Annotated in this window: 16 protein-coding genes; 8 read left to right on the top strand and 8 right to left on the bottom strand. The window is 43.7% G+C overall.

Annotation, left to right across the window (positions count from 1 at the left end):
• Positions 1–56 precede the first annotated feature (56 nt).
• The gene (locus tag ACH11B_RS21935; RefSeq protein ID WP_377608595.1) at positions 57–1,502 is read left to right on the top strand and encodes a bifunctional 2-methylcitrate dehydratase/aconitate hydratase; all 1,446 of its coding nucleotides are present in this window, start codon (positions 57–59) and stop codon (positions 1,500–1,502) included.
• Positions 1,503–1,578: 76 nt separating this feature from the next.
• On the opposite strand, the gene ACH11B_RS21940 is transcribed toward ACH11B_RS21935, so the two are convergent.
• Complete coding sequence (locus ACH11B_RS21940) at positions 1,579–2,556, bottom strand: hypothetical protein (RefSeq protein ID WP_130855542.1); 978 nt, start codon at positions 2,554–2,556, stop codon at positions 1,579–1,581.
• 94 nt (positions 2,557–2,650) lie between these two features.
• Between ACH11B_RS21940 and ACH11B_RS21945 the strand changes: the two genes are divergently transcribed.
• The 3 genes from ACH11B_RS21945 to ACH11B_RS21955 all read left to right on the top strand — a co-directional run bounded on the left by ACH11B_RS21945 (position 2,651) and on the right by ACH11B_RS21955 (position 4,303).
• Positions 2,651–3,361 carry a porin family protein gene (locus ACH11B_RS21945; protein ID WP_377608591.1) on the top strand — a complete coding sequence of 237 codons (711 nt, stop codon included), beginning with the start codon at positions 2,651–2,653 and terminating at the stop codon, positions 3,359–3,361.
• Between the two features lie 130 nt (positions 3,362–3,491).
• The gene (locus ACH11B_RS21950; protein ID WP_013667395.1) at positions 3,492–3,662 is read left to right on the top strand and encodes a hypothetical protein; all 171 of its coding nucleotides are present in this window, start codon (positions 3,492–3,494) and stop codon (positions 3,660–3,662) included.
• Between the two features lie 194 nt (positions 3,663–3,856).
• Entirely contained in the window at positions 3,857–4,303 is a 447-nt protein-coding gene (locus ACH11B_RS21955; RefSeq protein WP_041387638.1) for a hypothetical protein, read from the top strand.
• A gap of 125 nt (positions 4,304–4,428) precedes the next feature.
• Here ACH11B_RS21955 and ACH11B_RS21960 read toward each other — a convergent pair whose 3' ends face one another.
• From ACH11B_RS21960 to ACH11B_RS21975, 4 genes are read right to left on the bottom strand one after another with little or no spacing between them, the layout of a single operon-like run.
• Positions 4,429–5,835 (bottom strand): c-type cytochrome domain-containing protein, encoded by a 1,407-nt coding sequence (locus tag ACH11B_RS21960; protein ID WP_377608589.1) that lies wholly within the window; start codon positions 5,833–5,835, stop codon positions 4,429–4,431.
• A gap of 3 nt (positions 5,836–5,838) precedes the next feature.
• Positions 5,839–6,759: a sugar phosphate isomerase/epimerase family protein gene (locus ACH11B_RS21965; protein ID WP_377608587.1), complete on the bottom strand. Its 921-nt coding sequence runs from the start codon at positions 6,757–6,759 to the stop codon at positions 5,839–5,841.
• A gap of 20 nt (positions 6,760–6,779) precedes the next feature.
• The gene (locus tag ACH11B_RS21970; RefSeq protein ID WP_130855538.1) at positions 6,780–8,288 is read right to left on the bottom strand and encodes a DUF1501 domain-containing protein; all 1,509 of its coding nucleotides are present in this window, start codon (positions 8,286–8,288) and stop codon (positions 6,780–6,782) included.
• Between the two features lie 6 nt (positions 8,289–8,294).
• Entirely contained in the window at positions 8,295–11,030 is a 2,736-nt protein-coding gene (locus ACH11B_RS21975) for a DUF1553 domain-containing protein (RefSeq protein WP_377608585.1), read from the bottom strand.
• Positions 11,031–11,497: 467 nt separating this feature from the next.
• Here ACH11B_RS21975 and ACH11B_RS21980 point away from each other — a divergent pair, with 467 nt between their 5' ends.
• The gene (locus tag ACH11B_RS21980) at positions 11,498–12,484 is read left to right on the top strand and encodes a metallophosphoesterase family protein (RefSeq protein WP_377608583.1); all 987 of its coding nucleotides are present in this window, start codon (positions 11,498–11,500) and stop codon (positions 12,482–12,484) included.
• Positions 12,485–12,511: 27 nt separating this feature from the next.
• Positions 12,512–14,758 (top strand): alpha-L-fucosidase, encoded by a 2,247-nt coding sequence (locus tag ACH11B_RS21985; protein WP_377608581.1) that lies wholly within the window; start codon positions 12,512–12,514, stop codon positions 14,756–14,758.
• A gap of 94 nt (positions 14,759–14,852) precedes the next feature.
• Here ACH11B_RS21985 and ACH11B_RS21990 read toward each other — a convergent pair whose 3' ends face one another.
• Both ACH11B_RS21990 and ACH11B_RS21995 read right to left on the bottom strand, forming a co-directional pair.
• Complete coding sequence (locus ACH11B_RS21990; RefSeq protein ID WP_377608579.1) at positions 14,853–16,199, bottom strand: sugar porter family MFS transporter; 1,347 nt, start codon at positions 16,197–16,199, stop codon at positions 14,853–14,855.
• 38 nt (positions 16,200–16,237) lie between these two features.
• Positions 16,238–19,588 carry a DUF5107 domain-containing protein gene (locus ACH11B_RS21995; protein WP_377608577.1) on the bottom strand — a complete coding sequence of 1,117 codons (3,351 nt, stop codon included), beginning with the start codon at positions 19,586–19,588 and terminating at the stop codon, positions 16,238–16,240.
• Positions 19,589–19,700: 112 nt separating this feature from the next.
• Here ACH11B_RS21995 and ACH11B_RS22000 point away from each other — a divergent pair, with 112 nt between their 5' ends.
• On the top strand, positions 19,701–20,591 hold the full coding sequence (locus tag ACH11B_RS22000; RefSeq protein WP_130855534.1) for an AraC family transcriptional regulator: 891 nt from the start codon (positions 19,701–19,703) through the stop codon (positions 20,589–20,591).
• Positions 20,592–20,699: 108 nt separating this feature from the next.
• Here ACH11B_RS22000 and ACH11B_RS22005 read toward each other — a convergent pair whose 3' ends face one another.
• Complete coding sequence (locus tag ACH11B_RS22005; protein WP_377608575.1) at positions 20,700–21,710, bottom strand: zinc-binding alcohol dehydrogenase family protein; 1,011 nt, start codon at positions 21,708–21,710, stop codon at positions 20,700–20,702.
• A 92-nt stretch (positions 21,711–21,802) separates the two neighbouring features.
• Here ACH11B_RS22005 and ACH11B_RS22010 point away from each other — a divergent pair, with 92 nt between their 5' ends.
• Entirely contained in the window at positions 21,803–22,669 is an 867-nt protein-coding gene (locus tag ACH11B_RS22010) for a helix-turn-helix domain-containing protein (protein ID WP_377608573.1), read from the top strand.
• Positions 22,670–22,672: the final 3 nt, after the last annotated feature.

Genomic DNA, 22,672 nt, shown 5'->3' on the forward strand with positions numbered 1-22,672 from the left:
TAGTTGTTAGTAAAATTTACTTTTTACTTTTTACTTTTTACTTTTTACTTTAAAAAATGCACCATTCTAACATACGTCCACCTGTAGATCAAGTCATTACTGACATGGTTAACTATGTCTTTGATTATAAAATCACGAGTGATCTTGCTGTTCAAACAGCCTATCATTGTTTTCTAGACACGCTTGGATGTGGCTTTGAAGCCCTCACTTATCCGGCCTGTACTAAACTTTTGGGCCCTATTGTAAAAGGCACCATCGTTCCGAATGGGGCAAAGGTACCTGGTACCCCTTATCAACTAGATCCCGTGCAAGCAGCTTTTAATATCGGAACGATTATTAGGTGGCTCGATTTCAATGATACTTGGCTGGCAGCTGAATGGGGCCATCCCTCTGACAACCTGGGTGCTATCTTAGCGGTCGCCGACTGGTTAAGCCGGGAGTCCATTGCGACGGGCAAATCGCCTTTTACCATCAAAGATGTATTGCATGCCATGATTAAGGCCCATGAAATACAGGGCATTATCGCCTTGGAGAACTCCTTTAACAAAGTAGGACTAGATCACGTGGTCTTAGTAAAATTTGCGTCTACTGCTGTTGTCGGCCATCTATTAGGTTTAAGTCGTGAAGAACTTACAAACGCCATTTCACTGGTTTTTGTAGACGGCCAATCCTTGCGTACCTATCGACATGCACCTAACACCGGGAGTCGAAAATCATGGGCAGCCGGTGATGCTACCTCACGCGCAGTCCGTTTGGCATTGATCGCCCGCACGGGCGAGATGGGCTATCCCTCGGCGTTGACTGCCAAAACCTGGGGTTTCTACGATGTTTTGTTTAAGGGACAAGCCTTTAAGTTTCAGCGAGCATATGGAAGTTATGTAATGGAAAATGTCTTATTTAAGATTTCTTACCCTGCAGAATTTCACGCACAGACGGCAGTGGAAGCAGCCATGACACTTTTTCGGAAGCTACAAGCGGCTGGAAAAACAGCTGACGATATTGAAAAGGTCCAAATCCGCACGCATGAAGCGGCGATTCGTATTATTGATAAATCGGGCCCTTTACACAATCCGGCCGACCGTGATCATTGCTTACAATATATGATTGCCATTCCGCTTTTATTTGGAAGATTGACGGCAGCAGACTATGAAGATGACATCGCATTCGATCCAAGGATAGACGCGCTCCGTGAGAAAATGAGCACACTAGAGGATCCTCAATTTACAAAAGACTACCACGACCCGAATAAACGTTCGATCGCCAATGCCTTGACAATTACCTGTAAAGACGGCATGGTATTTGGCGAGGAAGTTGTTGAATATCCAATTGGACATAAACGGCGACGAGAAGAGGGAATCCCCCTGTTAATTGCAAAGTATAAAACAAACTTAGCGCGAATCTTTGCGAAGAAGCAGCAAGATAAAATTCTTGAAGAATCACTCAATCTGGAAAAATTAGTTGATATACCTGTCTCCAGTTTTGTGGATTTAATTACGTTTTAATTCGTCGCCTTAATTTAAAATAGGATTTTGCCTACGGTTCATGTTGATTTTATCCGTGAACCGGATTTTTATTCCATTATTCTATCCCCCTCACCCTTAGCATAATTAAGCTGGTATGCGGTATCCCCAAGGTCGTGCCCGGTTTAATTGTTAATAGGTTTTTCAAATAGACGTTGATAATTCCTTCCAAAACTTTTTTCCTGGATTCCACAAACTCATCACTGGTCACAAACTTTCCAAGATGGACATCCCCTCTCCCATCTACGAGTACCGAGAACGGATAGTAAAAATCCTTATATGCCTTATTGATTACAATATCATATTCAGGATACAAATATGCATAGGCAGCACTCTGGTTTAACCGTTCTGTTTCACTGAATATACGTCTTTTAACAGTTATATTCGGATTCTTTGGTATCAGTTGCACCGGATTACGTGCAGCAAAAGCGCTATCAATGACCGTGGGGTTTGCATTTGCAATATTGGACCGCCATTGAATAAAAGCCGTATCATTCGGTCGTGGCTTTCTTAATTCTTCTACTGTTGTTTTTAAACTATCGCGGATAAAGCGTGCCGAGTAAAGCTTCATATATACATTGGATCGCGCTTCCTTCACATGCTTGCTTACCACCGTCAGGCGTTGCAATAGCAAGCTATCCTTTGCTAAACTACGTACTCGAAACCATTCCCTTCCAAAGTGGAAGATAGAATCCTGATCAAAATAAATTGAGTAATGCAGCATGGCATTGCTATCCGGACTAAAAATTTTGACAGAGTCATTGCTGATGAAATTCAGATGCCATACCGGCTCCTGTTCAAAACCCAAGGTGTCAAAAGCCAAGCCATTGTCAAAAGCTCTCCGAACCTCAAAAAAATCCGTTCCCGCAATCGGTGTAAAAGACGGTCTGCCCGGCTCCAATTCTTCCTCATCGGTTGAGGCTTGCTTGTTCGCAGCGGGAGAAGAACAAGAAAATAAAAAAATCAGATTTAAGAGGAAAAGAAAAACGTTAAAGCACTTCGAAAATCTCAATAGCATAGCTAGCTTAAAATACATAATATAAAATTACGAAACAATGTCTATTCATCGGGTAAACAAAACAAAAGAAACACTATTATTGTTACCTAAATATTTGCAAATCTATAAATCAATGATCAAAAAAATAGTTTTACTTTCGATTTTACTGATTAATATCCGATGCCTCGCTCAAGAAATCTATATTATTCCACAAGTTGGCCTAAACGCTAACACGTATGACTTCGGCGAAACCTCTTCGAACCTGAGTAACCAACGCTTCTCGCCGGGTGTTTCTGCAGGCGTCGGTCTCAATATCGCATTGGATGAATTACGAACTTTTATCCTGCAACCCGAAATAAATTATAGCATACGCAATAACCGAACCGATCATATTTCTTCCGGTACCATGAATGAAGCCTTGACCATCCAACAAAAGAGTACATTGCATTACCTGGAAATACCGCTACTTGCCCGCTTCGACTTTGGAATTGGCACACGCTATTACTTTAACGCCGGACCTTCCTTTTCCTATGCTTTAGGTGGTAGAGAAAAACTGGAAAGTGATGAACCTCGAATTCAAAGCTACAATAGATCCGCTGATTTCGACAATCGCTTTAACCGTACCGATTGGAGTGCGCTCATTGGTGGCGGAATTGAATTTCCATTCAACGATGGCTTTTTAGTGCTCGATGCCCGTTTTTCTTGGGGTTTCAAAACGCTTTACAAATCCAGGGAGATACAACGCGTAGACAATGAAGGCAATTTAACCTCCACTATTGTCGGCCCCGAAGGCAAGAATAGAATATTCACATTAAGCATCGGCTATGCGCTTCCGCTAAATTAGTTAGCAAGACCTGTTTTTTTTCATTCATGTAAGCCACAGGCGTGTTCGTCATGTGTATAGCGCTGTATGTGTAATTTTTTTTCATATAAGAAAGCGTTTCTTACGTTTGTTCTATTAAAACAACACAGTCATGCCTAACACTCAAAACCACCAAGAACTGGAGTCTCTTATTAAAAGAAGAGAAAACATTAAAAACGAACTTTATCTATTGGAGTTGGCCATCATGTCAATCGAACTGAATGATGCGTTTCATTCGAACGACTTCGGTTTAGCTACAAGGAGAGCGGCTCTCCCAAATTAATTCCATTTATTAACATACAAGTAAAGACAATTTCATCGCTATATTCAATTTATAATATAAAATATCACGATGTCTTCATTTATGTCACCATTAATAAACATAAGTGAAGCTATAATCGTGACAGCTAAACTTTTATAATATTTTAAAATGTTAAAATTTAGTTATATTTTTGTTATAAATCATAAGACATAGTAATGAAAGCTGAAAGTATAACAGAGAAACAAGTAGTTGAATTTCTAAAGCTGCGACAACAACAGCTTAAAGAGGAACTTAAAAGTATTGAAGTCACAATCAATGCAATTGCTCAATCTAAGTCGGTTAATTTAGGTAATGATCGAATCAAAAGCGATTCACCTGATACAGACGACGCAACAAAAAAGAGAAAGACAGCAGGTAAAGCCCTGGCTCCTCAGGAAAATTTCAACGTAAATAGCAAGCTCGATCAAAAGATCAGTTATGCACTTACAAAAATCGGATCAGGTTATAAGGATGATATTCTGGAAGTCTTAAATCAAGCACAACCGGAAGCAGATCCTTATAAGGTCGAAAAAGCAGTTGCCGTGCGTCTCTCCTATTTATTAAAGAATGATTTCATTCAAGCTACCAAACATGGTAGAAGTTATAAATATAGCCTGAAATAACAGGCTATATTTTTAATTAGTTCTGCTTATAAATCTACCCTATCTCGCACTTTCAGATTTTCCGTTTCAACCTAAACAGGATGGAGCTGGAAGCAGGTTACGCCAAGATTAACAGATTTTTAAAATTAACGGGCAGGCATACTCACCATCATTGTATCACTTGCTAATGTAGGCACATAATAGCCGCCGGTGTCAAGCGATGCCTGGGGGAATTGCTTCTTTAAAGCTGCCAATCCGTTTCGGTCTACTGACGTTTTATACAAATAGATGCTTTTTAGGTTTTTAAGTCCCTTTAAGGAGGTCAAGCCTGTGGCACTTATTTTTGTTTCCACCAAATTAAGCAAATTCAGCTGCGTTAAATCTTTCAGATTGATTAATCCTTTATCTGTAATCGCCGTGCCTCTCAAATTAAGCTGTAAAAGATTTTCAAGTGATGCTAATACTTTCATATTCTCATCATTCAGTGATGTATAAGCTACTTCCAAGTAAACTAACTGTTTAGCTAGCTTTTTTACTTCTTCCAGTAAAGCGGGCGTCACATCGGTCGTAACAAAATTTACGGATAAGTAATTACTGTTTTGGTGGATGGGCAATACCACCACACCCGCATCTTTCAGTTTTTCGAGTGTGCCCGCATCAGCCGCATCTACCTCTTTGGCTAGCAGATCGCTCTGCACCTCTTTATTTTTTGCACTGCCCGATTGAAAGACCGCAAGTATGGCGCTCATTTCAGGCTTAGGTTTCAATTCCGCGATCGTTTTGTGGATATCGGCGCCTTGGTTAACCCACCATTTTAATAATGCAATTTCTTCTTGCGTTAGCTGCGCCTTTTCTTTTGGCGGCATATGATCTTCATTATCCAATGGTAGTAATAGACGTTTAATAAGTTCGCTTTCATCCGCCTTTCCTTCTATAAGAGAAGAACCGGCTTCCCCTCCTTTTACCATAAATTCCTTCGTATCCACCCGGAGCTTACCTTTCTGCTTCTCTGCGCCATGGCAGCTGTAGCAGCGATTCTTAAGCAATGGTTCAACAAGCTGCGGATATACCTTTGCCTGTTGAATATTGGGAACGGGCGGGATGGCTTCCTTGCTAGTTGGTTCACCCTTTAGCGCCGCAACCAGGTAGTCAGAACCATGGGTAAGTGATCCTCCATAATGTCCCGTTATGGTAATACCTATTAATAACGTAACACTCAGCAGGCGAAGCAAGGGCTCTTTAACAGGATATTTCATCAACCCATACAATAGCATCGCAACAATTGCTACAGCAATTCCGAACCATTGGTGTAAGCCAACCAATTTTGCATCATAATCACTCGTTTGGGATAATAAATAGCCGCTAATACAGGATACAATCGCTCCAATCGCTCCCAGCAAATAAATTAACGGAACGGCTGTACGAAGAAAGGCATGAGACTTTATGGCACTCAATAAATGAAATAGTACACCTAAGATTAATATGCCAATAGGTAAGTGGACAAGTACCGGATGAAAATGGCCAATAAGTTGTTGAATGGTAAGAAGCTGCATGGTCTATTCGTATCGTTTGCGTAGTAGCTGCATCATATGAACATTGATGGCCCATTGATCGGCTAAAGGCTGTCGGGTATAAGGCAAGGTCGGCAAATAATCCGGGGGGCCAAATTCGGTAAGCATGGTCATCGGCTCACCCTTTTGTTTCTTACGCGAAACGACTTGGTCCCACCAACGAAGATGAGCCTCCACAGCCCCTTTCCATTCAGGTGCGCGCGGATCATTTACCTGTGGACCTTCTGCATGGCCAATGCGCGTATGAATATGATCAGCACGTTGGAGGGCCAGTTGCACGGTTTCTGCCTGATCGTCCAATAAACTCTCATGAACAACACACCAATGTGAAATATCTAAGGTTAAACGTAAATCAGGGTGCTTCTCTATAAAATTTCGAGCTACAGGTGCGGCAAACAGCATTCTGCCACGATGGGTTTCATGGTAAATCGGGATACCCGTTTCTTTCGATTTCTTAACGGTATAATCAATAAAAGCCGCATTTTCTTCATAGGTAAAATAATCTTTCCCGGAATGGCAATTGATATAAAGTGGACGTTGATATCCATTACCGGAAGCCGCGTCAATTTGCCTGCAAAAGGTTGCCAAATGCTCTTTGATATCCGGCCCGCTACCCGCACATAGAAATCCCACTTCCAGCCGGTGCTTCTGAAGTGCCGAAAACAACAGCTTTTGTGCCTCTGCGCTACTCGGCCACCATACCTCGATACCATCATAGCCGTCCTTTTTTGCTGCTGCACAGAAGTTCTCAACACCCCCTTGAAAACCCCAGTCGGTAGCCATAAAAGTCAGCGAATAACCGGCTTTTGATAATACCGGCACGGATAAATCGGCAAAAAGTTCTTCCATTGGCAAAAATAAACCAGCCGTTGCGGCTTTTAAAAAATGTCGTCGATTATGCGGCATCGTTATGTATCATTAAATAGCTAAGCAATAATATCATGGATAACCTTTCCGAAAACATCGGTAAGTCGAAATGGCCGTCCCTGAAAGTCGTACGTAAATTTTTCGTGGTCAAAACCCAGTTGATGCAAAATGGTAGCTTGTATATCAAAGGGCTCTACCTTACCACTAATGGCACTATAACCAATTTCATCCGTTTCGCCATAGGTAAATCCTTTTTTGATACCACCTCCCGCCATCCAAATGGTAAATGCCTCCGTATGATGGTCGCGTCCATTGTAAGGATTCGTGGCCCCGTTTCGATTTTCCAGCATGGGGGTTCTGCCAAATTCTCCACCCCAAACAACCAGGGTATCTTCCAATAGTCCCCTTTGTTTCAAATCCAACAGTAGGGCGGTAATCGGCTTATCCGTGCTTCTGCATTTGTTTTTCAAGCCGATGTTCAATGAGTTTTGCGGTCCGTCGCCATGTGCATCCCAGCCCCAATCGAAAAGCTGCACAAAGCGTACCCCCTTCTCCACCAACTTGCGGGCCAGCAGTACGTTATTGGCAAAACAAGCTTTCCCGGGTTGCGTGCCATACATATCGTGAATATATTGCGGTTCATTATCAATATTCATGACTTCAGGCGCAGTTACTTGCATGCGAAAAGCCATTTCATATTGCGAGATCCGCGATAAAATTTCAGGGTCATTGTAGTAAGCATATTCCTGTTCATTGGACGCATTGATCGCGTCGATAGTTGCCTTCCGTAAATCCCGATCCATCCCATTCGGATCCTTGATAAACAACACCGGATCACCTTCACTTCTGCACTGAACACCCTGATAAACCGAAGGTAAAAAACCGCTCCCCCAAATGCTCTTTCCCGCATCCGGAAAACTGCCACCACTGGTGAGCACCACAAAACCCGGCAAATTCTGATTTTCGGTTCCCAAGCCATAGGTAACCCAACTTCCCATACTGGGTTTCCCCAAACGGGCACTCCCTGTATGCATTAACAACTGCGCAGGCGCATGATTAAACTGGTCTGTTGTCACCGCTTTTAAAAAAGTCACTTCATCCACTACGCTCGAAAAGTGCGGTAAATTTTCACTCACCCAAGCCCTACTTTCGCCATGTTGGGCAAATTTAGCCTGCGGCCCCAACATCTTCGGAACTCCCGTGATAAATGCAAATTTTTTCCCTTTCAGCAAAGACTCCGGACAATCTTGTCCGTTCATCTTCTCCAGTTCAGGTTTATAATCAAACAGCTCCAATTGCGATGGTGCTCCGGCCATATGTAGATAGATTACGCTTTTAGCTTTCCCCAAAAAAGGCGGCGATTTCGGCAACAATGGGTGAGCCGGATCAAAGACAACCGGCTTAGCGCCCGTAGCCTGCGTACTACAGCTCCCCAGCAATGAGCCAAATGCTAACGCTCCCAGCCCCATCGCACTTTCCTTTAAAAAATGTCGACGTGTATAGGCCCGCAATTGCGTGTGGCTGGCCTCCTTTAGCAACCGATGTAAATTCAATTCGTCCCGTGTCATAAATTCCTAGTTTTTAGTAATTACTTCGTCCAAGTTAAATAGGGTGTTCGCGACTACCAATAAGGCTGCACTGCTTGCATCCTTTTTAACCTGTTCCCCTAATAAAGAATCGATGCGATCCGGATGTGTTTTATATTCATCAAAAGCGGTTTGATACAACTTGGATAAAATTCCCAGCTTTCCGGCCGGGATAGGCTTATACATAATCCATTCATAACCTTTTGCAATCTGATCGTTAACCTGCTCGCCCCCCTCCCGTTGCATCCGATCAACGAAATGGCGCGCGAGATCTATATAGACTGAGTCATTTAGTGTTACCAAAGCTTGTAGGGGCGTATTAGTGCGGATCCGCCGTGGATTACACACCACACGTTGTGCACCATCAAATGTTATCATGGAAGGATAAGGCGCCGAACGCTTCCAGTAGGTATATACCGCCCGACGATACCGATCGTCCCCTTTTGCATTTTCCCATTTGGCGCTATTATATGGCGAATTCCATATACCTTCAGGCTGCCAGGGCATTACCCCTTTTCCATACATTTCCGTCCTGAGCACGCCACTGATCGACAAAAACTGGTCGCGCAGTTGTTCGGCGCTGAGTCGCATACGTGGTCCTCTGGCGTACAGCTTATTAAACAAATCCTTTTCCCGGAGCTCCTTAGTGATTCTAGAGTCTTGTCGGTAGGTTGCACTCATCATAAGCTCCTTCACCAATCGCTTCACACTCCATTTATAGTCATGCATAAACCGCCACGATAAATGATCGAGCAGTTCGCGATGCGTCGGGTCCATGCCTTGTGTACCCATGTCTTCCAGGGTTTCCACGATACCTGTCCCGAAAAGTTGCTCCCAAACACGGTTCACCATCGTGCGAGAAAGCAGTGGATTGCGCTTATCTGTGAGCCACATCGCCAGTCCCATCCGATTTTTCGGTGCACCTTTCGGCATGGCATACTTAAATGCCGCCGGGACATCGGCATTTACCTCCTTTCCCGGCGATATCCAGGCACCACGCTCAAAGACAAAGGTTTTACGTTGCCTATTGGTCGGATTTTCTACCATAATCGGTGTTGTACTGGCAGGTGCTTGCAGTAAGGTCCAGAAGGTCTGTTTTTGTTCTTCATAACCAACCTTGCCTTTTCCGGGAAATTGATCACTAAAGTAAAACCAATCAAAAAATACTAACACCTCATCGCCTTTACCTTTACTTGCATTCCGATAGGTAATATATACATCGTGTACGCCTTGTTGCATGGGGAAGTCTACTGCCTGGATCTGGTAACCCTCCTTAGCTTCCACCTTCCAAGAAGCGAAAACCGGTCCATCCGGCCTGTCCAGGTGCAGCTGCATATGGCCGCTGGGCACCTTGGAAGCAAAGTGGTAAATCATTTGGTCAACACGGTTCAAATCCACTGCCGCAATCCGAGCAACACCATGATTACGGAAGTAAAGCGCAATGTTATTATTGCCGATTACCGCATTGCGTAAACTATCCGTAGTCGTAGAATTGATTGTTGGTTGTCCCGTTTTTAGAAACTTATAGATCTCAGCGGCCTTTTGTTCAGAAACATTTTCTTTAAGCCATTTTGTCAAGGACTTCAACTTCAGTTCCATATCTGGGGCGAACTGTTTTAATAAAGGATATTCGCTCGGCACATCTTCATCCCGCGAATTATTAAAATAGGCCATAAACTTATAATACTCATCATGCTTAATGGGATCATAAGGGTGACTGTGGCATTGTACACAGGCAAAAGTGGTGCTTAATAGCCCCTCCCATGTCGTATTGACGCGATCGATAACCGCCGCCACGCGGTATTCCTCGTTACTGGTACCACCCTCGTCATTGGTCATCGAATTCCGATGAAAAGCCGTCGCGATATACTGCTCGTCCGTTGGATTCACATAAAAATCACCGGCTATTTGTTCGGTAATAAAGCGATCATAGGGCTTGTCTTCATTAAATGCTCGGATTACCCAGTCGCGGTATTTCCAAATATTACGTGCTCCGTCTGATTCATACCCTTTTGTGTCGGCATATCGTGCTACATCGAGCCACATGGAGGCCCACTTTTCGCCAAAGGCAGGCGATTTCAATAAGTCCTCTATTAACTTCTCATAGGCTTTGTCGGCATTCGGATCACGTAGATAGGCGTCAGCAAGCGCCGACTTGGGCGCCATGCCAATTAAATCTAAACTTGCTCTTCTTAGTAAGGTAGCACGATCGGCTTCCTTTGACGGTTTTAAGCCAGCAGCATCTAGCTTCTCGTAAATAAAACGGTCAATTTGATTGTGTGCCCAATCCTCCCCCTTACTAGGCACTTCTACTTCCGTAACGGGCAGGTAGGCCCAATGCTCCCCCCACTTCGCACCCTGTTTTATCCATTTCTTAAAAACGCTTATCTCTTCTTCACTTAGCGGCTCATGTTTGTAAGGCATACGTTCTTCCACATCCTTTGTCAATAAGCGCTTAACAAACTCGCTACCGTCGGGATTGCCGGGAATGATAGCCGGTTTACCGCTATTGGTAGCAGCCATTGCTTCTTCCTCGAAAAGCAAACTGAAACCTCCTTGCTGTTTTACGCCTCCATGGCAGGATATGCACTTTTTGTTAATGATAGGCTTCACCTGCGTATTAAAATCAATCGGATCCTCATGCGGAAAAGCAAACACGATTAATACAAGCACTACCGCTACCGCAAGTAAAATAAGCAACTTTTTTCGACGGAATACCTTCATATTCTCCAGGTTTCTTGTAATTGGCTAAATAAATAATAGAGGAATAATCTTCTATTTGGCTAGTTATTAATCATTAAAAATATAAAAAATAACAAAGCTGTTTATCTTAAATGGCTATTCGTATGTTTTCGACACGTCCGTCGAGATTGTGACGCATCACTCTTTAGCGCGTTGCCATCCAATAGATAACTTGCTAAGAGCACAAAATTAAAGTTAAACGAAGCATTTCCAATGGAGAATACTTTTTAAAAAATGGATTATTTTACTGTAATGGAAATTGTTATTGCACAAAAAAGAAAGAACAAGGCCTTTGAAACTTTCTTAACGCTTTTACAATTATATTAACATTTCAACACATTATGTGTTTTTTGCAGTATATTTACAAACCAATATCCATTCACTGTATAACCAAAAGGGTGTACTCCTTTTGTATTCAACACATTCATTAAATAATAAATCATATAACGATGAAACGCAGTGAATTTATCAGGCAACTCAGTAGTGCTTTTATCGCATTCCATATTCCTGTTGCCTTCGGAAAACTACCGAGAACGTTCAACAAAAAGTTCAAAATTGGTCTAATTGCCGATTTACATCAAGATATTATGCATGATGGGCAAAATCGCCTGGAAGTCTTCTTAAAGTCTGTGGAAGCAGAGCGGCCCGATGCTATCATGCAATTGGGCGACTTCGCCTATCCATCGGAAAAAAACCAGCATATTATCAATCGCTTTAATCAAGCACACGCCAACGCGCTACATGTCATTGGTAATCATGATACCGATAACGGGCACACCAAAGAAGCGTGCATCCGTGTGTGGGGAATGCCTGCAAGGTATTATACCAAAACACTCAACGGCATCAAATTGATCGTACTTGATGGCAACGATAAAGGTTCGCCGACACACAAAGGCGGTTATCCCGCTTTCATAGGTGCAGAACAGGCCAACTGGCTTAAAAGCGAATTGGAAAAAACCGAAGATCCGGTTGTTATCATCTCTCATCAACCCCTTGCCGGTCCGGCCGCTATCGATAATGCAAAAGAAATACAGGATATCTTATCGCCTGCTGCAAGCAAAATACTATTAGCCATTAATGGGCATACACATATTGACACCGCAGTTACGCTGGGTGGAATAACCTATGTTCATATCAATTCGGCTTCTTATTTTTGGGCAGGGAAAAAATACAAACATAACAGCTACGCTGAGGCGGTCCATAAGGACCATCCATGGATTGCCTACACCTTTCCTTATCAAACGTCCCTGTTTACGTTTTTAGAGGTAGATCCGATGACCTCGAGCATTAAAATACTAGGTAAAAAAAGCCATTGGCAAGGAGATTCTCCTGCCAGCTTAGGTTATAAGGAAAACAACCTCACAGTAGGAAATGAAGTTATACCCCGAATAACAGCAAGAAACATCCATAAACAAACAGCAAAAATACCATCCTAATCATCTTTTTATCAATATCTATCTGAAATGAATAAAACTATTTTTTCAGCATCCCTATTATTTGCCACATTGCAACAGATCCAGGCCCAGGAAAAAGCCCTCCTCATGCCCGTAGCAAACACCATCGAGATAAGCCTAAACGATTCAAAAGAAAACATTATTAAAAAATCGGCCCACGTCGTTCCTACACCGAACCAATACAGTGCCTTACGCAACGAATTTATAGCTTTCATTCACTTCGGTCCCAACACCTTTACCCGTATGGAATGGGGTAGCGGAAAGGAAGACCCTAAAATATTTGACTTACAGGAATTGCATACCGATCAATGGTGTGAGGCCATGAAAGCCGCTGGCATGAAGATGGTCATTCTTACCGTTAAGCATCACGATGGCTTTGTTTTATGGCAAAGCCGTTACACCAAACACGGCATCATGTCTACGCCCTTTCAACAAGGTAAAGGTGACGTTTTAAAAGACCTTGTTCAATCGTGTAACAAATACGGACTAAAAGTAGGCGTTTACCTCTCCCCTGCTGATCTATATCAAATTGAAAATCCCCAAGGTTTATACGGCAATCTTAGTAAATACACCAAACGAACTATTCCGCGCCCCGTTGCCGGTCGCCCCTTTAAAAATAAAACGACCTTTCAGTTCGAGGTGGACGACTATAACGAATACTTTCTGAATCAATTGTTTGAGTTACTGACCGAATATGGTCCTATTCACGAGGTATGGTTTGATGGCGCTCACCCTAAAACAAAAGGCGGTCAACAGTACAATTACCAAGCCTGGAAAAAATTGATCAAGCCCTTGGCTCCCGAAGCCGTTATTTTCGGCAAAGAAGACATCCGTTGGTGTGGCAATGAAGCAGGTAAGACCCGCACCACCGAATGGAATGTCATTCCTTACCCGGAGGATCCGGCCCTCATGAATAATTTCGGAGATTTAACCGCCGAGTCTCTCGGTGGCCGGGAAGAGCTTTACAAAGGAAGATTCCTACACTATCAGCAGGCGGAAACCAATACTTCCTTACGCGAGGGATGGTTTTACCGAGATGACACGTATCAGAAGGTTCGAAGTGCCGATGATGTGTTCGACATCTACGAACGGGCCGTTGGCGGAAATTCTACCTTTTTGCTCAATATTCCCCCAAATCGTCAAGGCAAGTTTTCGCCAACGGATGTCAGCGTGCTGAAAGAAGTAGGCAAGCGAATAAGCGAAACTTATCAAAACGATCTATTCAGGCAAGCAAGCGGTCCGAAGGAATTACTCGATCATGATGCATCCACTTATCTACTGCTGTCGGACAAAGCAGGTGAAATTATTCTGTCAACACCCAAACCGATCACAATGAACCGGCTCTTATTGCAAGAAGCAGTGGCAACGCATAGCGAGCGCATCGAGCAACACGCATTGGACGCTTGGGTAGACAACCAATGGAAAGAAATCGTGCGTGCTTCCAACGTAGGCTATAAACGCATCTTGCGTTTTCCCGAAGTAACGGCCGACAAATTCAGACTACGGATACTTGGGCGGCGTCTTACACCTGCTATTAGCGCTGTAGAGGCTTATTACTATCCCGCCAGACCTCCACAGCTAACATTTAGTCAAGACAAAAACGGAATGCTTTCGATTATACCACGTGTAAACGATTTTGGTTGGAAGCCACACGGTGAAGATGCCACGAAAAATCTAAGTACCGGGTACGCTATTTTTTACACCTTAGATGGTACGGAACCGTCCGAAAAATCTATACGTTATCAAGGTGCTTTTGCCGCTGAACCTGGCGAAATCAAAGCCATCGCCATCGGTAAAAATAACCTAAAAGGAGCAGTAGCATCCCAAAATCTCGGGATTGCAAAGCAAGGCTGGAAAATAGTCGAAGCAAGCAGTGAAAACGAAAAACACGTTGCCTCCGCAGCCATCGATGCCGATCCGAAAACTTATTGGCAATCCGCAAAACAGGAAGGAGCACAAAGCTTAACAATCGATTTAGGAAAAACCTATAACTTACGAGGATTCAAGTATACACCACAAAACCAGCATCCCGAAGGTATGTTCGAAAAGGGAGTCCTTAAAGTTAGCCGGGATGGAAAAAACTGGACCACATTAGATACCGTTACCTTCGGAAACTTAATTAATGACCCAACGCCTAGAACGCATTACTTTAATCAGGCCGCCAGTGCTCGTTTCATCAAAATTGAATCGCAGGTAATTGCAGGGAATGGTAAAATCCTTGCGATTGCAGAGCTCGATTTTCTAACTGAAAAGTAGGAGGATTTATTCCTCCATACTTTTTAGCCGTCGAGGCCTATGCGCGTTCTACACTTTCGTTATTTATTTTTTCGGATTCCCCGTATTGTTTGTTTTAACGATGAATCAATTGTTGTTCTAGTTCTTCGAGCGTTTGTCCCTTGGTCTCCTTTACCCGGTGCTTCACAAACAAAAAGCCGGCAAAACAGATAGCCGCATAGAGGTAGAAAGGCCCATAGGTACCTAAGATTTCAGCGAGAATAGGAAACGTAAAAACTAAAATGAAATAAGCGATCCAAAGCGACACAATGGCAATGGATGAAGCCACACCGCGGATCTTATTCGGAAAAATCTCGGCAATCAAGACCCAAGTAACCGGCGCCAACGAAGTGGCATACATAGCAATGGCCATTAACACAAAAATAGATACCACCGTGGCGTTCATTTCAAGTTGCAATACCCCCGCTAATACGAGATAAACGACGGAAAGGCCTAGAGATCCGATTAACATCAAAGGACGTCTCCCAAGTTTATCCACCTGCCACATAGCAATAACCGTAAAAATTAAGTTAACCGTACCAATGGCAACGGTTTCGAACAGCTGTCTATCCAGATCAGCGCCTATGGATTCAAAAATCGTGGAGGTATAATTGAATACCACATTGATACCACATAACTGCTGGAATGCAGCTAACGTAATGCCGACAATGACGGCAGGACGTACTGCCTTTTCAAATACGGCACGAAAGGATTGCCTGGCTGCACCCTTAAGGGATGCCTGAATTGTTGAAAAAGTTTCTGCAGCAAAAGCCTCACTTCCGATAGCTGACAACACCTTACGCGCACGTTCGTCCTGCCTTGCTTTTAACAGCCATCGTGGGCTCTCCGGCAACCAAAGCACACCAATAAAGAACAAAACGGCAGGTACAGCCCCCAGGCCAAACATCCACCGCCAGGCCTCGGGGCCATTGTCTGCAAGGGTATAGTTAACCAGGTTGGTCACCAAAATCCCTATGACGATGGTCAGTTGATTGATAGCGACATTGCGACCGCGAACATGGGCCGGTGAAATTTCGGCAATATATAAAGGGCTTAACATCGAGGCCATGCCCACGCCTATCCCCGCAGCAAAGCGCATGAGTACAAAGATGGATAAGTCGGGGGCATAGGCCATTCCCAGGGAAGATATGGCAAAGATGAGGGCAGCTAACAGGAGGCCGGGCTTTCTGCCATAACGATCCGCCAGCTTTCCAGCCAGCAGGCATCCCACAATACAACCAAGGGCCAGCGAGCCGGTGAGAAATCCTTCCCACCATGCATTGAGTCCAAACGCCTCACGCAAAAAAGGTAAGGCACCGGCAATCACGGCGAAATCAAAACCAAACAGATAGCCTCCAAGTGCCGAAATAAAGGAGATACCCAAAATATAGGAATGCTTAAAGTTCAATTCAGAATCATTCATCGATATACTGTTTTATCGTCTATGTATTTCGTTACTCTTTACCTAGGTACACAAAGCGCGTCGAAACGCTGCAGGAAACCGATCATGCGTTTATGCAGAACGGCACCCAAATGACTATTGTTACGTTCCAATACTTGATTGAAAAAATGTTCGGCCCCATCCGTATTGCCCAGCCCTAATTGAGCCAATCCAGCCATATAAAGGCAATGAACATGGTTCTTGGCCGACAAATCCTGTTCAAAAACCAACAGATCCGGTAAGGATACAGCCATGTAATCAATTGAAATGACATCATGTAGATGATAAGCGCTAAAATCCGCCAGTCTATTAAATACCATGCGCGCCTTTTCTTCTTCCCCTAATTGTATCCAAGCCAATCCTTGGTAAAAGATTTTGTCGGGTTGCGGATCATTATAAAAGATCGCTTGTACGGGTTCGTCATTCCCCCGTGTTGCCAGCTCAAAATACGCTTTTGCTTTCGTTTCTTCTTCCAACCTTTTATAGGCCAATCCGGTTAGGTAATGGATGTCATTTTCCGGGGCGTTAGGGAGTTTGCCTTCACCCAAATTTGGCGGATAGCAAAGCATGGCCTGTAAATAATCCAAGGCCTCCTCGAGCCGGTTTTCAAGCAGCGCTAATTTGGCCAATTCTTGTCCGGCCACCAGGTACTGGCCGGGCACCTTGCCCTCGCCCCCCTCCCAAGGGTGGAAATTACGAGATGCCAATTGTTGCCAGGCTTCATCATGTCGCTGCAATAAATTGAACAAGCTGATACGTTCAAGGTATAAATCGTCTCGCTGTTCTACCAAATCCCCATATTGAGCTAAAAACGAAAGGCGCTGATGTGGCGTTACCTGTTGTAAGCGATATAGCTGATCCAGCTCCATCAAAATACGGGCGTCAGTGCGATCCAGGAAAAACGCCTCCTCCAAGAAACGCAGAGCCTTTTCACTCTCGTTCTTTTTATTATAAAAGGCCAGTGCCAAATTCCGTTTTACGGTAGGAAAACCGGCATCTATACGAACCGATTCTTCCCAACAGTGAATGGCCTTTTCGTGCACACGTTTATCATACCAATAATTACCCAGATAATAGTACGCCTTGGCATCGTTTGGGTTAAAGGTTAAGGCTTTTTCCAGTGCCAGCATATCTTCCATCCGATTTGGAAAACAATAATCAGGACTGCATCTGCTTGCCTTCTCGAAAAACGAATGTGCTAAATCGAGTTGAGCCTGTAAAGAGGCGATGTAACCTTTATGGTAATGAACCAAAGGGTCCGGGCTTTCGGCCAAGCACCCCAACCAGTCTAGCGCTTCCTCATAACAATACGCCTGCACGTAATCCAGCGCATACTCAATGAACGTACTGCTTCGCTCATTCATTAAAGCGACTGTATTGCTTATTAGGCTATCGGCTTCCTGTTCTTGGTTACGCTCTTTTAGCAGCAAGTATTTTTCAAAATAAACCGCATAATTAAAAGCGTCCAGCTCAAGGCTAAAGTTCGCATAAGAAAAAGCCTCCTCTACACGCCCGAGCTTTCGTAAAATGACCACGCGCAAATGTTGTGCTTGTCCACTTGTGGTATTATTGGCAAGGGAGTGGTCTATATGTTCCAGTGCGCTGCTAAACTCGCTTCTACCCACGTCTATACGGGCGAGCATCAGATACGCAGTATCTTTCCAAGCAGCATTCCAGGTCGCTTTGTAAAACAGTGAATAGGCCTCATCCAATGCGTCGTTTACCTTCTTGAGCAAGCCCAAGTTATAAAGCACTTCGCTATCGTAAGGATTGGTATTTCTTGAGAGAAGTCGGCTTTTCGCTGCCAGAAAATGTACTTGGGCCTCCGTAAACAAGCCTCTTCTCAATAACCAAAGCCCCATGGCATTGTTATTCCGAATATCATTGGGATCGCGTTGAAGAGCCTCCTGATAGTAAGCCCTTGGATCGTAAGTGGCGTGTCGATATTGTTCCAAGTGCAGACCGTGCAAATACAGTTCTTCGGTAGAGGGAACATCTTTTGGATCGGGTGCCGGTATTGCCGGCGGCGGGATCTCCTTTTCTTCCGCACGTTCAGGGGCATAACGAATCAATAAAGCTCCTTCCCGATCATACACACGCAATTCGTAGTCGTGTAGAGCATGATACCTATCCGAATTGGTTAAGGTTTCCTGATAGCTATGGCTTGGCGAAAGCGTCACCGTACGCTCCAAAATTGGATCAGCACCTACAGTTACAACAATTCGAGCCTCTTCCCAAACACCGCTTGCATAAACACCTAGCGTGAGTTGTCCCTCCTGTAGGTCGAAGTGAACGGCCATGTCCTTATTTGCATTTTTCACTACACCAATTTCACTATAGGGCATAAAATACTGCACGAAAGACTTGGTTTCATTTGGCTGTAGCCATGAAAAATCTGGCTGGTTATCCGTAAAAGCGCCTGTCATTAATTCGATATACGGACCATCCGTATCCGTTAGATTCCGGTCCCAGGCCTTTCCGAAGTCGGCATTACCCCAAGTCCATTGTTTTTTACCCGGCACTACATGATGATTGGCCACATGAAGCATACCGGCTTGCGTGTCATGTTCATAGCCGCCCATAAAATCATAGGTTGAATTTACCGCCATGAAGGAAGTGGGTACCGGTATGTTTTTATAGCGTGAAATATCCGTTCCCGGAGCATAGTCCATTTTATAATATACCCCTTTCGCAATCGGAAAAGAAGAGACATCCCGCTTCCCATGATCGTACACGGCATGCACATCCGGCGGAAATATCGATTGATAATGATCGTTCACTTTTACGGCAGGGTTTGCCCACCATAAGAAAGTCTGCGGAAAAAGTGTTCTGTTCGTTAAATGCGCCTCAATCTCCAGGTAAGCCCTGCCCGGATAAAGTCTAAAGCCGGCTCTGCCCTTTGTTCTGAACATCATTTCCACTTCATTGACCCACACCGTTTGCTCGCCATTTTCTCCGTGCTCAATCGTATATTCTACCGGCAAAAAGGTACTGGGGCGATGATGCTGGGGCCAGTTGAATTCAATACCACCCGAAATCCAGGGTCCTGTCAGGCCTACCAAAGCTGGCTTGATGACGTGGTTGTAATAGATGAAATGCCTTTCCTTCACTTTATCATAAGCCATCTGCACCCTACCCCCTAGGGCCGGGAGTATCATCACTTTAAGGTATTGGTTTTCCAGAAAAACAGCATCATAGCTCACATCTTCTTTCTCGTCAAAGATCTTTTCCACCACCGGATAAGGATAAACAACGCCACTGCTTCCTTGGTATACCCTTTTTTCCAAGAACATTGGATTTTTCTCGGCCTCGCCAATTTTATAAGTTGGTATGTTGATTTTTTCGATCCAAACCTTGACTTCAGTCTGCATAGTATATAACGGTTAATGAGACAAAGTTAAGGTCAACCGGTACACGAAGCATGGAGAAAGCGTTTTTAAAAATGGATTATATTACTATCTTGCAGGAATTTTAAACCAATTTATGATTAGAAAGAAAGAAGGATTTGAAGGAGAAAAGGCCATCATCATTCCTCCGAAAGTCGTTAATCAATACCGGGACACGTTCCTTACCAGGGAATTTTACATTACCGATATTGGCTTTTACCCAAAGGCCAAATACCACTACCGAAACCGTCCCGAAGGGACAAATGAACATATATTGATTCATTGCGTCGAAGGTAGGGGAAGTGCTACCATCGATGGTTTCGACCTGCCGATCGAGGCAAATCATTTCCTCATCATCCCTACCGGAACGCAACACCTCTATCGTGCCGATCCAGCCTATCCATGGACAATTTACTGGCTTCACTTTGGCGGGAAGCAAGCCGACCTCATAGTCGCCCATCTTTTCGAGAAAATGCTTTCCCAGAAAAATAAGATCATGCGAAGCGAACCCCATTTAGCACTTTTTTCCAAAATATACAACACACTGCAGCAAGGCTATAGTAAGGAAAATATGGAGTTTATAGCCCTCACTATGCCTTTTTACCTGAGTGCCTTTCTTTTAAACGACCGTTTCAACTATCACCCCGATGAACAGGCAGAAGATATCGTTGATCGCACTATTCGCTTTCTCAAAACTAGTATTCATAAAACATTAAGTCTGAAAGAGATCGCTGATCAGGCGCACCTATCCGTATCCCATTTTTCAAATCTCTTCCACAAAAAAACGGGATATTCGCCTATTGAATACTTTAATCACTTAAAAATCCAGCATGCCTGTCAACTTTTGCAATTTTCCGACCGACGAATCTTTGAAATTGCCTTAGCCATCGGTATTGAAGACCCTTACTATTTCTCCCGTTTATTTAGCACGCAAATGGGAATATCGCCCAAACAATACCGAAAACAATGGACACTGTCAAAATCCTAACCGAAGTTACCTGACTACGTCCCAACTAAATGAAATTCACATTGAATCAAAAAACAAAACTCCCCGCTTTTCAGCTAAGGGAGAATAATAGAACGAGCCGGGATTTACCTAAAAGCTGACAACCAGTTTTCCAATCGTTTTTCCACTTTCCAACTGTTGGTGTGCTTCCTTAAAATTTGTAACGGACAAGCCCTTAAGCGTTTCTTTTAGTGTGGTTTTTAAAACGCCACGATCCAATAAATCGGCAACCTTATTCAAAATATGATGTTGTTCAATCATATCATCCGTCTGGAAGGTAGAACGTGTGTACATCAACTCCCATGAAAAGCTGACGCTCTTAGCTTTCAATTTATTCAAAGCAAGAGGGGTAGCAGATCCGGTTATCGAACCAATATGACCTTGCGGTTTAATCAATTCAACCATTGCATCCCAATAGGTATTGGTATCCACGAAATCCAGAATAAAGTCGACATACTGAAAACCTGCTTGACGAACTTCGTCCACGAGCTTATAATGGTTAACTACATAATCGGCACCCTGAGTCTTGCACCACGAAGCTGTTTCCGGTCGCGAGGCAGTTGCAATCACCGTAAGTCCCGCCACGTGCTTGGCAAGTTGTATCGCAATTGAGCCAACCCCACCGGCTCCGCCGATAATTAAGACGGATTTGCCCTTGTCGCGCTCACCGATACGAAGCCGATCGAAGAGAATCTCCCAAGCGGTTAAGGCCGTTAATGGAATAGCTGCGGCTTCCTCCTTAGTAAGTTTTTTTGGTTTATGCCCTACAATCCGTTCATCCACCAACTGATACTCCGCGTTACTGCCTGCACGGTTAATATCCCCTGCGTAATACACTTCGTCTCCCACTTTAAATAAAGATGCCGCATCGCCTACCGCCTCCACTACGCCCACCGCGTCCCAGCCAATAATTTTTGGCTCTGTCAGTACCGTATCCTTTGCACTGTTCTGCCGAATCTTGAAGTCGACCGGATTGACGGATACAGCGCTTATTTTTACTAAAAGGTCTCGGCCTTTCGGGTTTGGTTTTTCTGTTTCAAACTCAATAAAACTGTCCGTTGCTTCAACGGGTAACGATGTTCTGAATCCTATAGCTTTCATATATTTATTCCTTAAGTACATCACAAAATTAGTAGGTTACAGAAAGAGAAACCAGTACAATTTCATGCTATATTTGTAAAAATCAATCCCCGATGACAAGATTTAACAGCTACCATTCGCTCAATATCTTTCGACTAGAAGCCGAAACCTGGAGTTATCCGGCACATAAGCACAACTTTTATGAACTCATTTTCATAGAAGAAGGTAACGGAAATCACGTGCTTAATGACGCTGTTGCGCCCTATCATATGGGTGATGTCTTTTTACTAAGACCGGAAGATACGCATTATTTTGAAATTGAAGCACCTTCGAAATTTATATTTCTAAAATTTACGGAACAACTATTCATAGAAAAGCTCGAAGGAAGCAGGACCGCTAAATGGCTCGACATCCTTAAAACCTTATTACAATCACCTTTCTCTATGAATGGCAGTTTAATCAAGGATAAAAAGGATCAAGATCAACTTAAACATTTACTTCAAATATTGCTGGCCGAGTTTTCCCACCAATGTTCTTACAGCCGTGAACTGCAACTCGAGCTCTTTGGAGCCATTATGATGATGTTGGCCCGAGCACAGGCTACCGCGCAATTTGGCACCCAATGCCCGGTGAATACCGAATTAGATAAGTTGAGCGAAATTCTGAGCTATACCCGTTTGCATGCGCTTGATGCAGATAAAGTACGTGTAGAAAGTATAGCCAGGCACTTCTCGATGTCACCTAATTACATCAGCATTTACGTCAAAAAACATAGTGGCTTATCCCTCCAGCAACACATTGTACAAATTAAACTGAAAGCCGCTGATCAGTTGCTGAAAAACGGGCGCAATAATATCAACGAAATTGCTGTCAAGCTTGGCTTTACCGATGCCAGCCATTTTAATAAAATCTATAAGAAGTACAACGGCAAAAATCCAAGGGACGTACAACGCCGTAAAACAGAAGCATTTCACGAATAATCG

Source organism: Olivibacter sp. EAT-5 (genome assembly GCF_044784325.1).
Taxonomy (GTDB): Bacteria; Bacteroidota; Bacteroidia; order Sphingobacteriales; family Sphingobacteriaceae; genus Olivibacter; species Olivibacter oleidegradans.

Excerpts from the sequence above, each read along its gene's own strand:
- ACH11B_RS21935 (WP_377608595.1), top strand. The coding sequence starts at position 57 with ATGCACCATTCTAACATACGTCCACCTGTAGATCAAGTCATTACTGAC.
- ACH11B_RS21940 (WP_130855542.1), bottom strand. The coding sequence starts at position 2,556 with ATGTATTTTAAGCTAGCTATGCTATTGAGATTTTCGAAGTGCTTTAAC.
- ACH11B_RS21945 (WP_377608591.1), top strand. The coding sequence starts at position 2,651 with ATGATCAAAAAAATAGTTTTACTTTCGATTTTACTGATTAATATCCGA.
- ACH11B_RS21950 (WP_013667395.1), top strand. The coding sequence starts at position 3,492 with ATGCCTAACACTCAAAACCACCAAGAACTGGAGTCTCTTATTAAAAGA.
- ACH11B_RS21955 (WP_041387638.1), top strand. The coding sequence starts at position 3,857 with ATGAAAGCTGAAAGTATAACAGAGAAACAAGTAGTTGAATTTCTAAAG.
- ACH11B_RS21960 (WP_377608589.1), bottom strand. The coding sequence starts at position 5,835 with ATGCAGCTTCTTACCATTCAACAACTTATTGGCCATTTTCATCCGGTA.
- ACH11B_RS21965 (WP_377608587.1), bottom strand. The coding sequence starts at position 6,759 with ATGCCGCATAATCGACGACATTTTTTAAAAGCCGCAACGGCTGGTTTA.
- ACH11B_RS21970 (WP_130855538.1), bottom strand. The coding sequence starts at position 8,288 with ATGACACGGGACGAATTGAATTTACATCGGTTGCTAAAGGAGGCCAGC.
- ACH11B_RS21975 (WP_377608585.1), bottom strand. The coding sequence starts at position 11,030 with ATGAAGGTATTCCGTCGAAAAAAGTTGCTTATTTTACTTGCGGTAGCG.
- ACH11B_RS21980 (WP_377608583.1), top strand. The coding sequence starts at position 11,498 with ATGAAACGCAGTGAATTTATCAGGCAACTCAGTAGTGCTTTTATCGCA.
- ACH11B_RS21985 (WP_377608581.1), top strand. The coding sequence starts at position 12,512 with ATGAATAAAACTATTTTTTCAGCATCCCTATTATTTGCCACATTGCAA.
- ACH11B_RS21990 (WP_377608579.1), bottom strand. The coding sequence starts at position 16,199 with ATGAATGATTCTGAATTGAACTTTAAGCATTCCTATATTTTGGGTATC.
- ACH11B_RS21995 (WP_377608577.1), bottom strand. The coding sequence starts at position 19,588 with ATGCAGACTGAAGTCAAGGTTTGGATCGAAAAAATCAACATACCAACT.
- ACH11B_RS22000 (WP_130855534.1), top strand. The coding sequence starts at position 19,701 with ATGATTAGAAAGAAAGAAGGATTTGAAGGAGAAAAGGCCATCATCATT.
- ACH11B_RS22005 (WP_377608575.1), bottom strand. The coding sequence starts at position 21,710 with ATGAAAGCTATAGGATTCAGAACATCGTTACCCGTTGAAGCAACGGAC.
- ACH11B_RS22010 (WP_377608573.1), top strand. The coding sequence starts at position 21,803 with ATGACAAGATTTAACAGCTACCATTCGCTCAATATCTTTCGACTAGAA.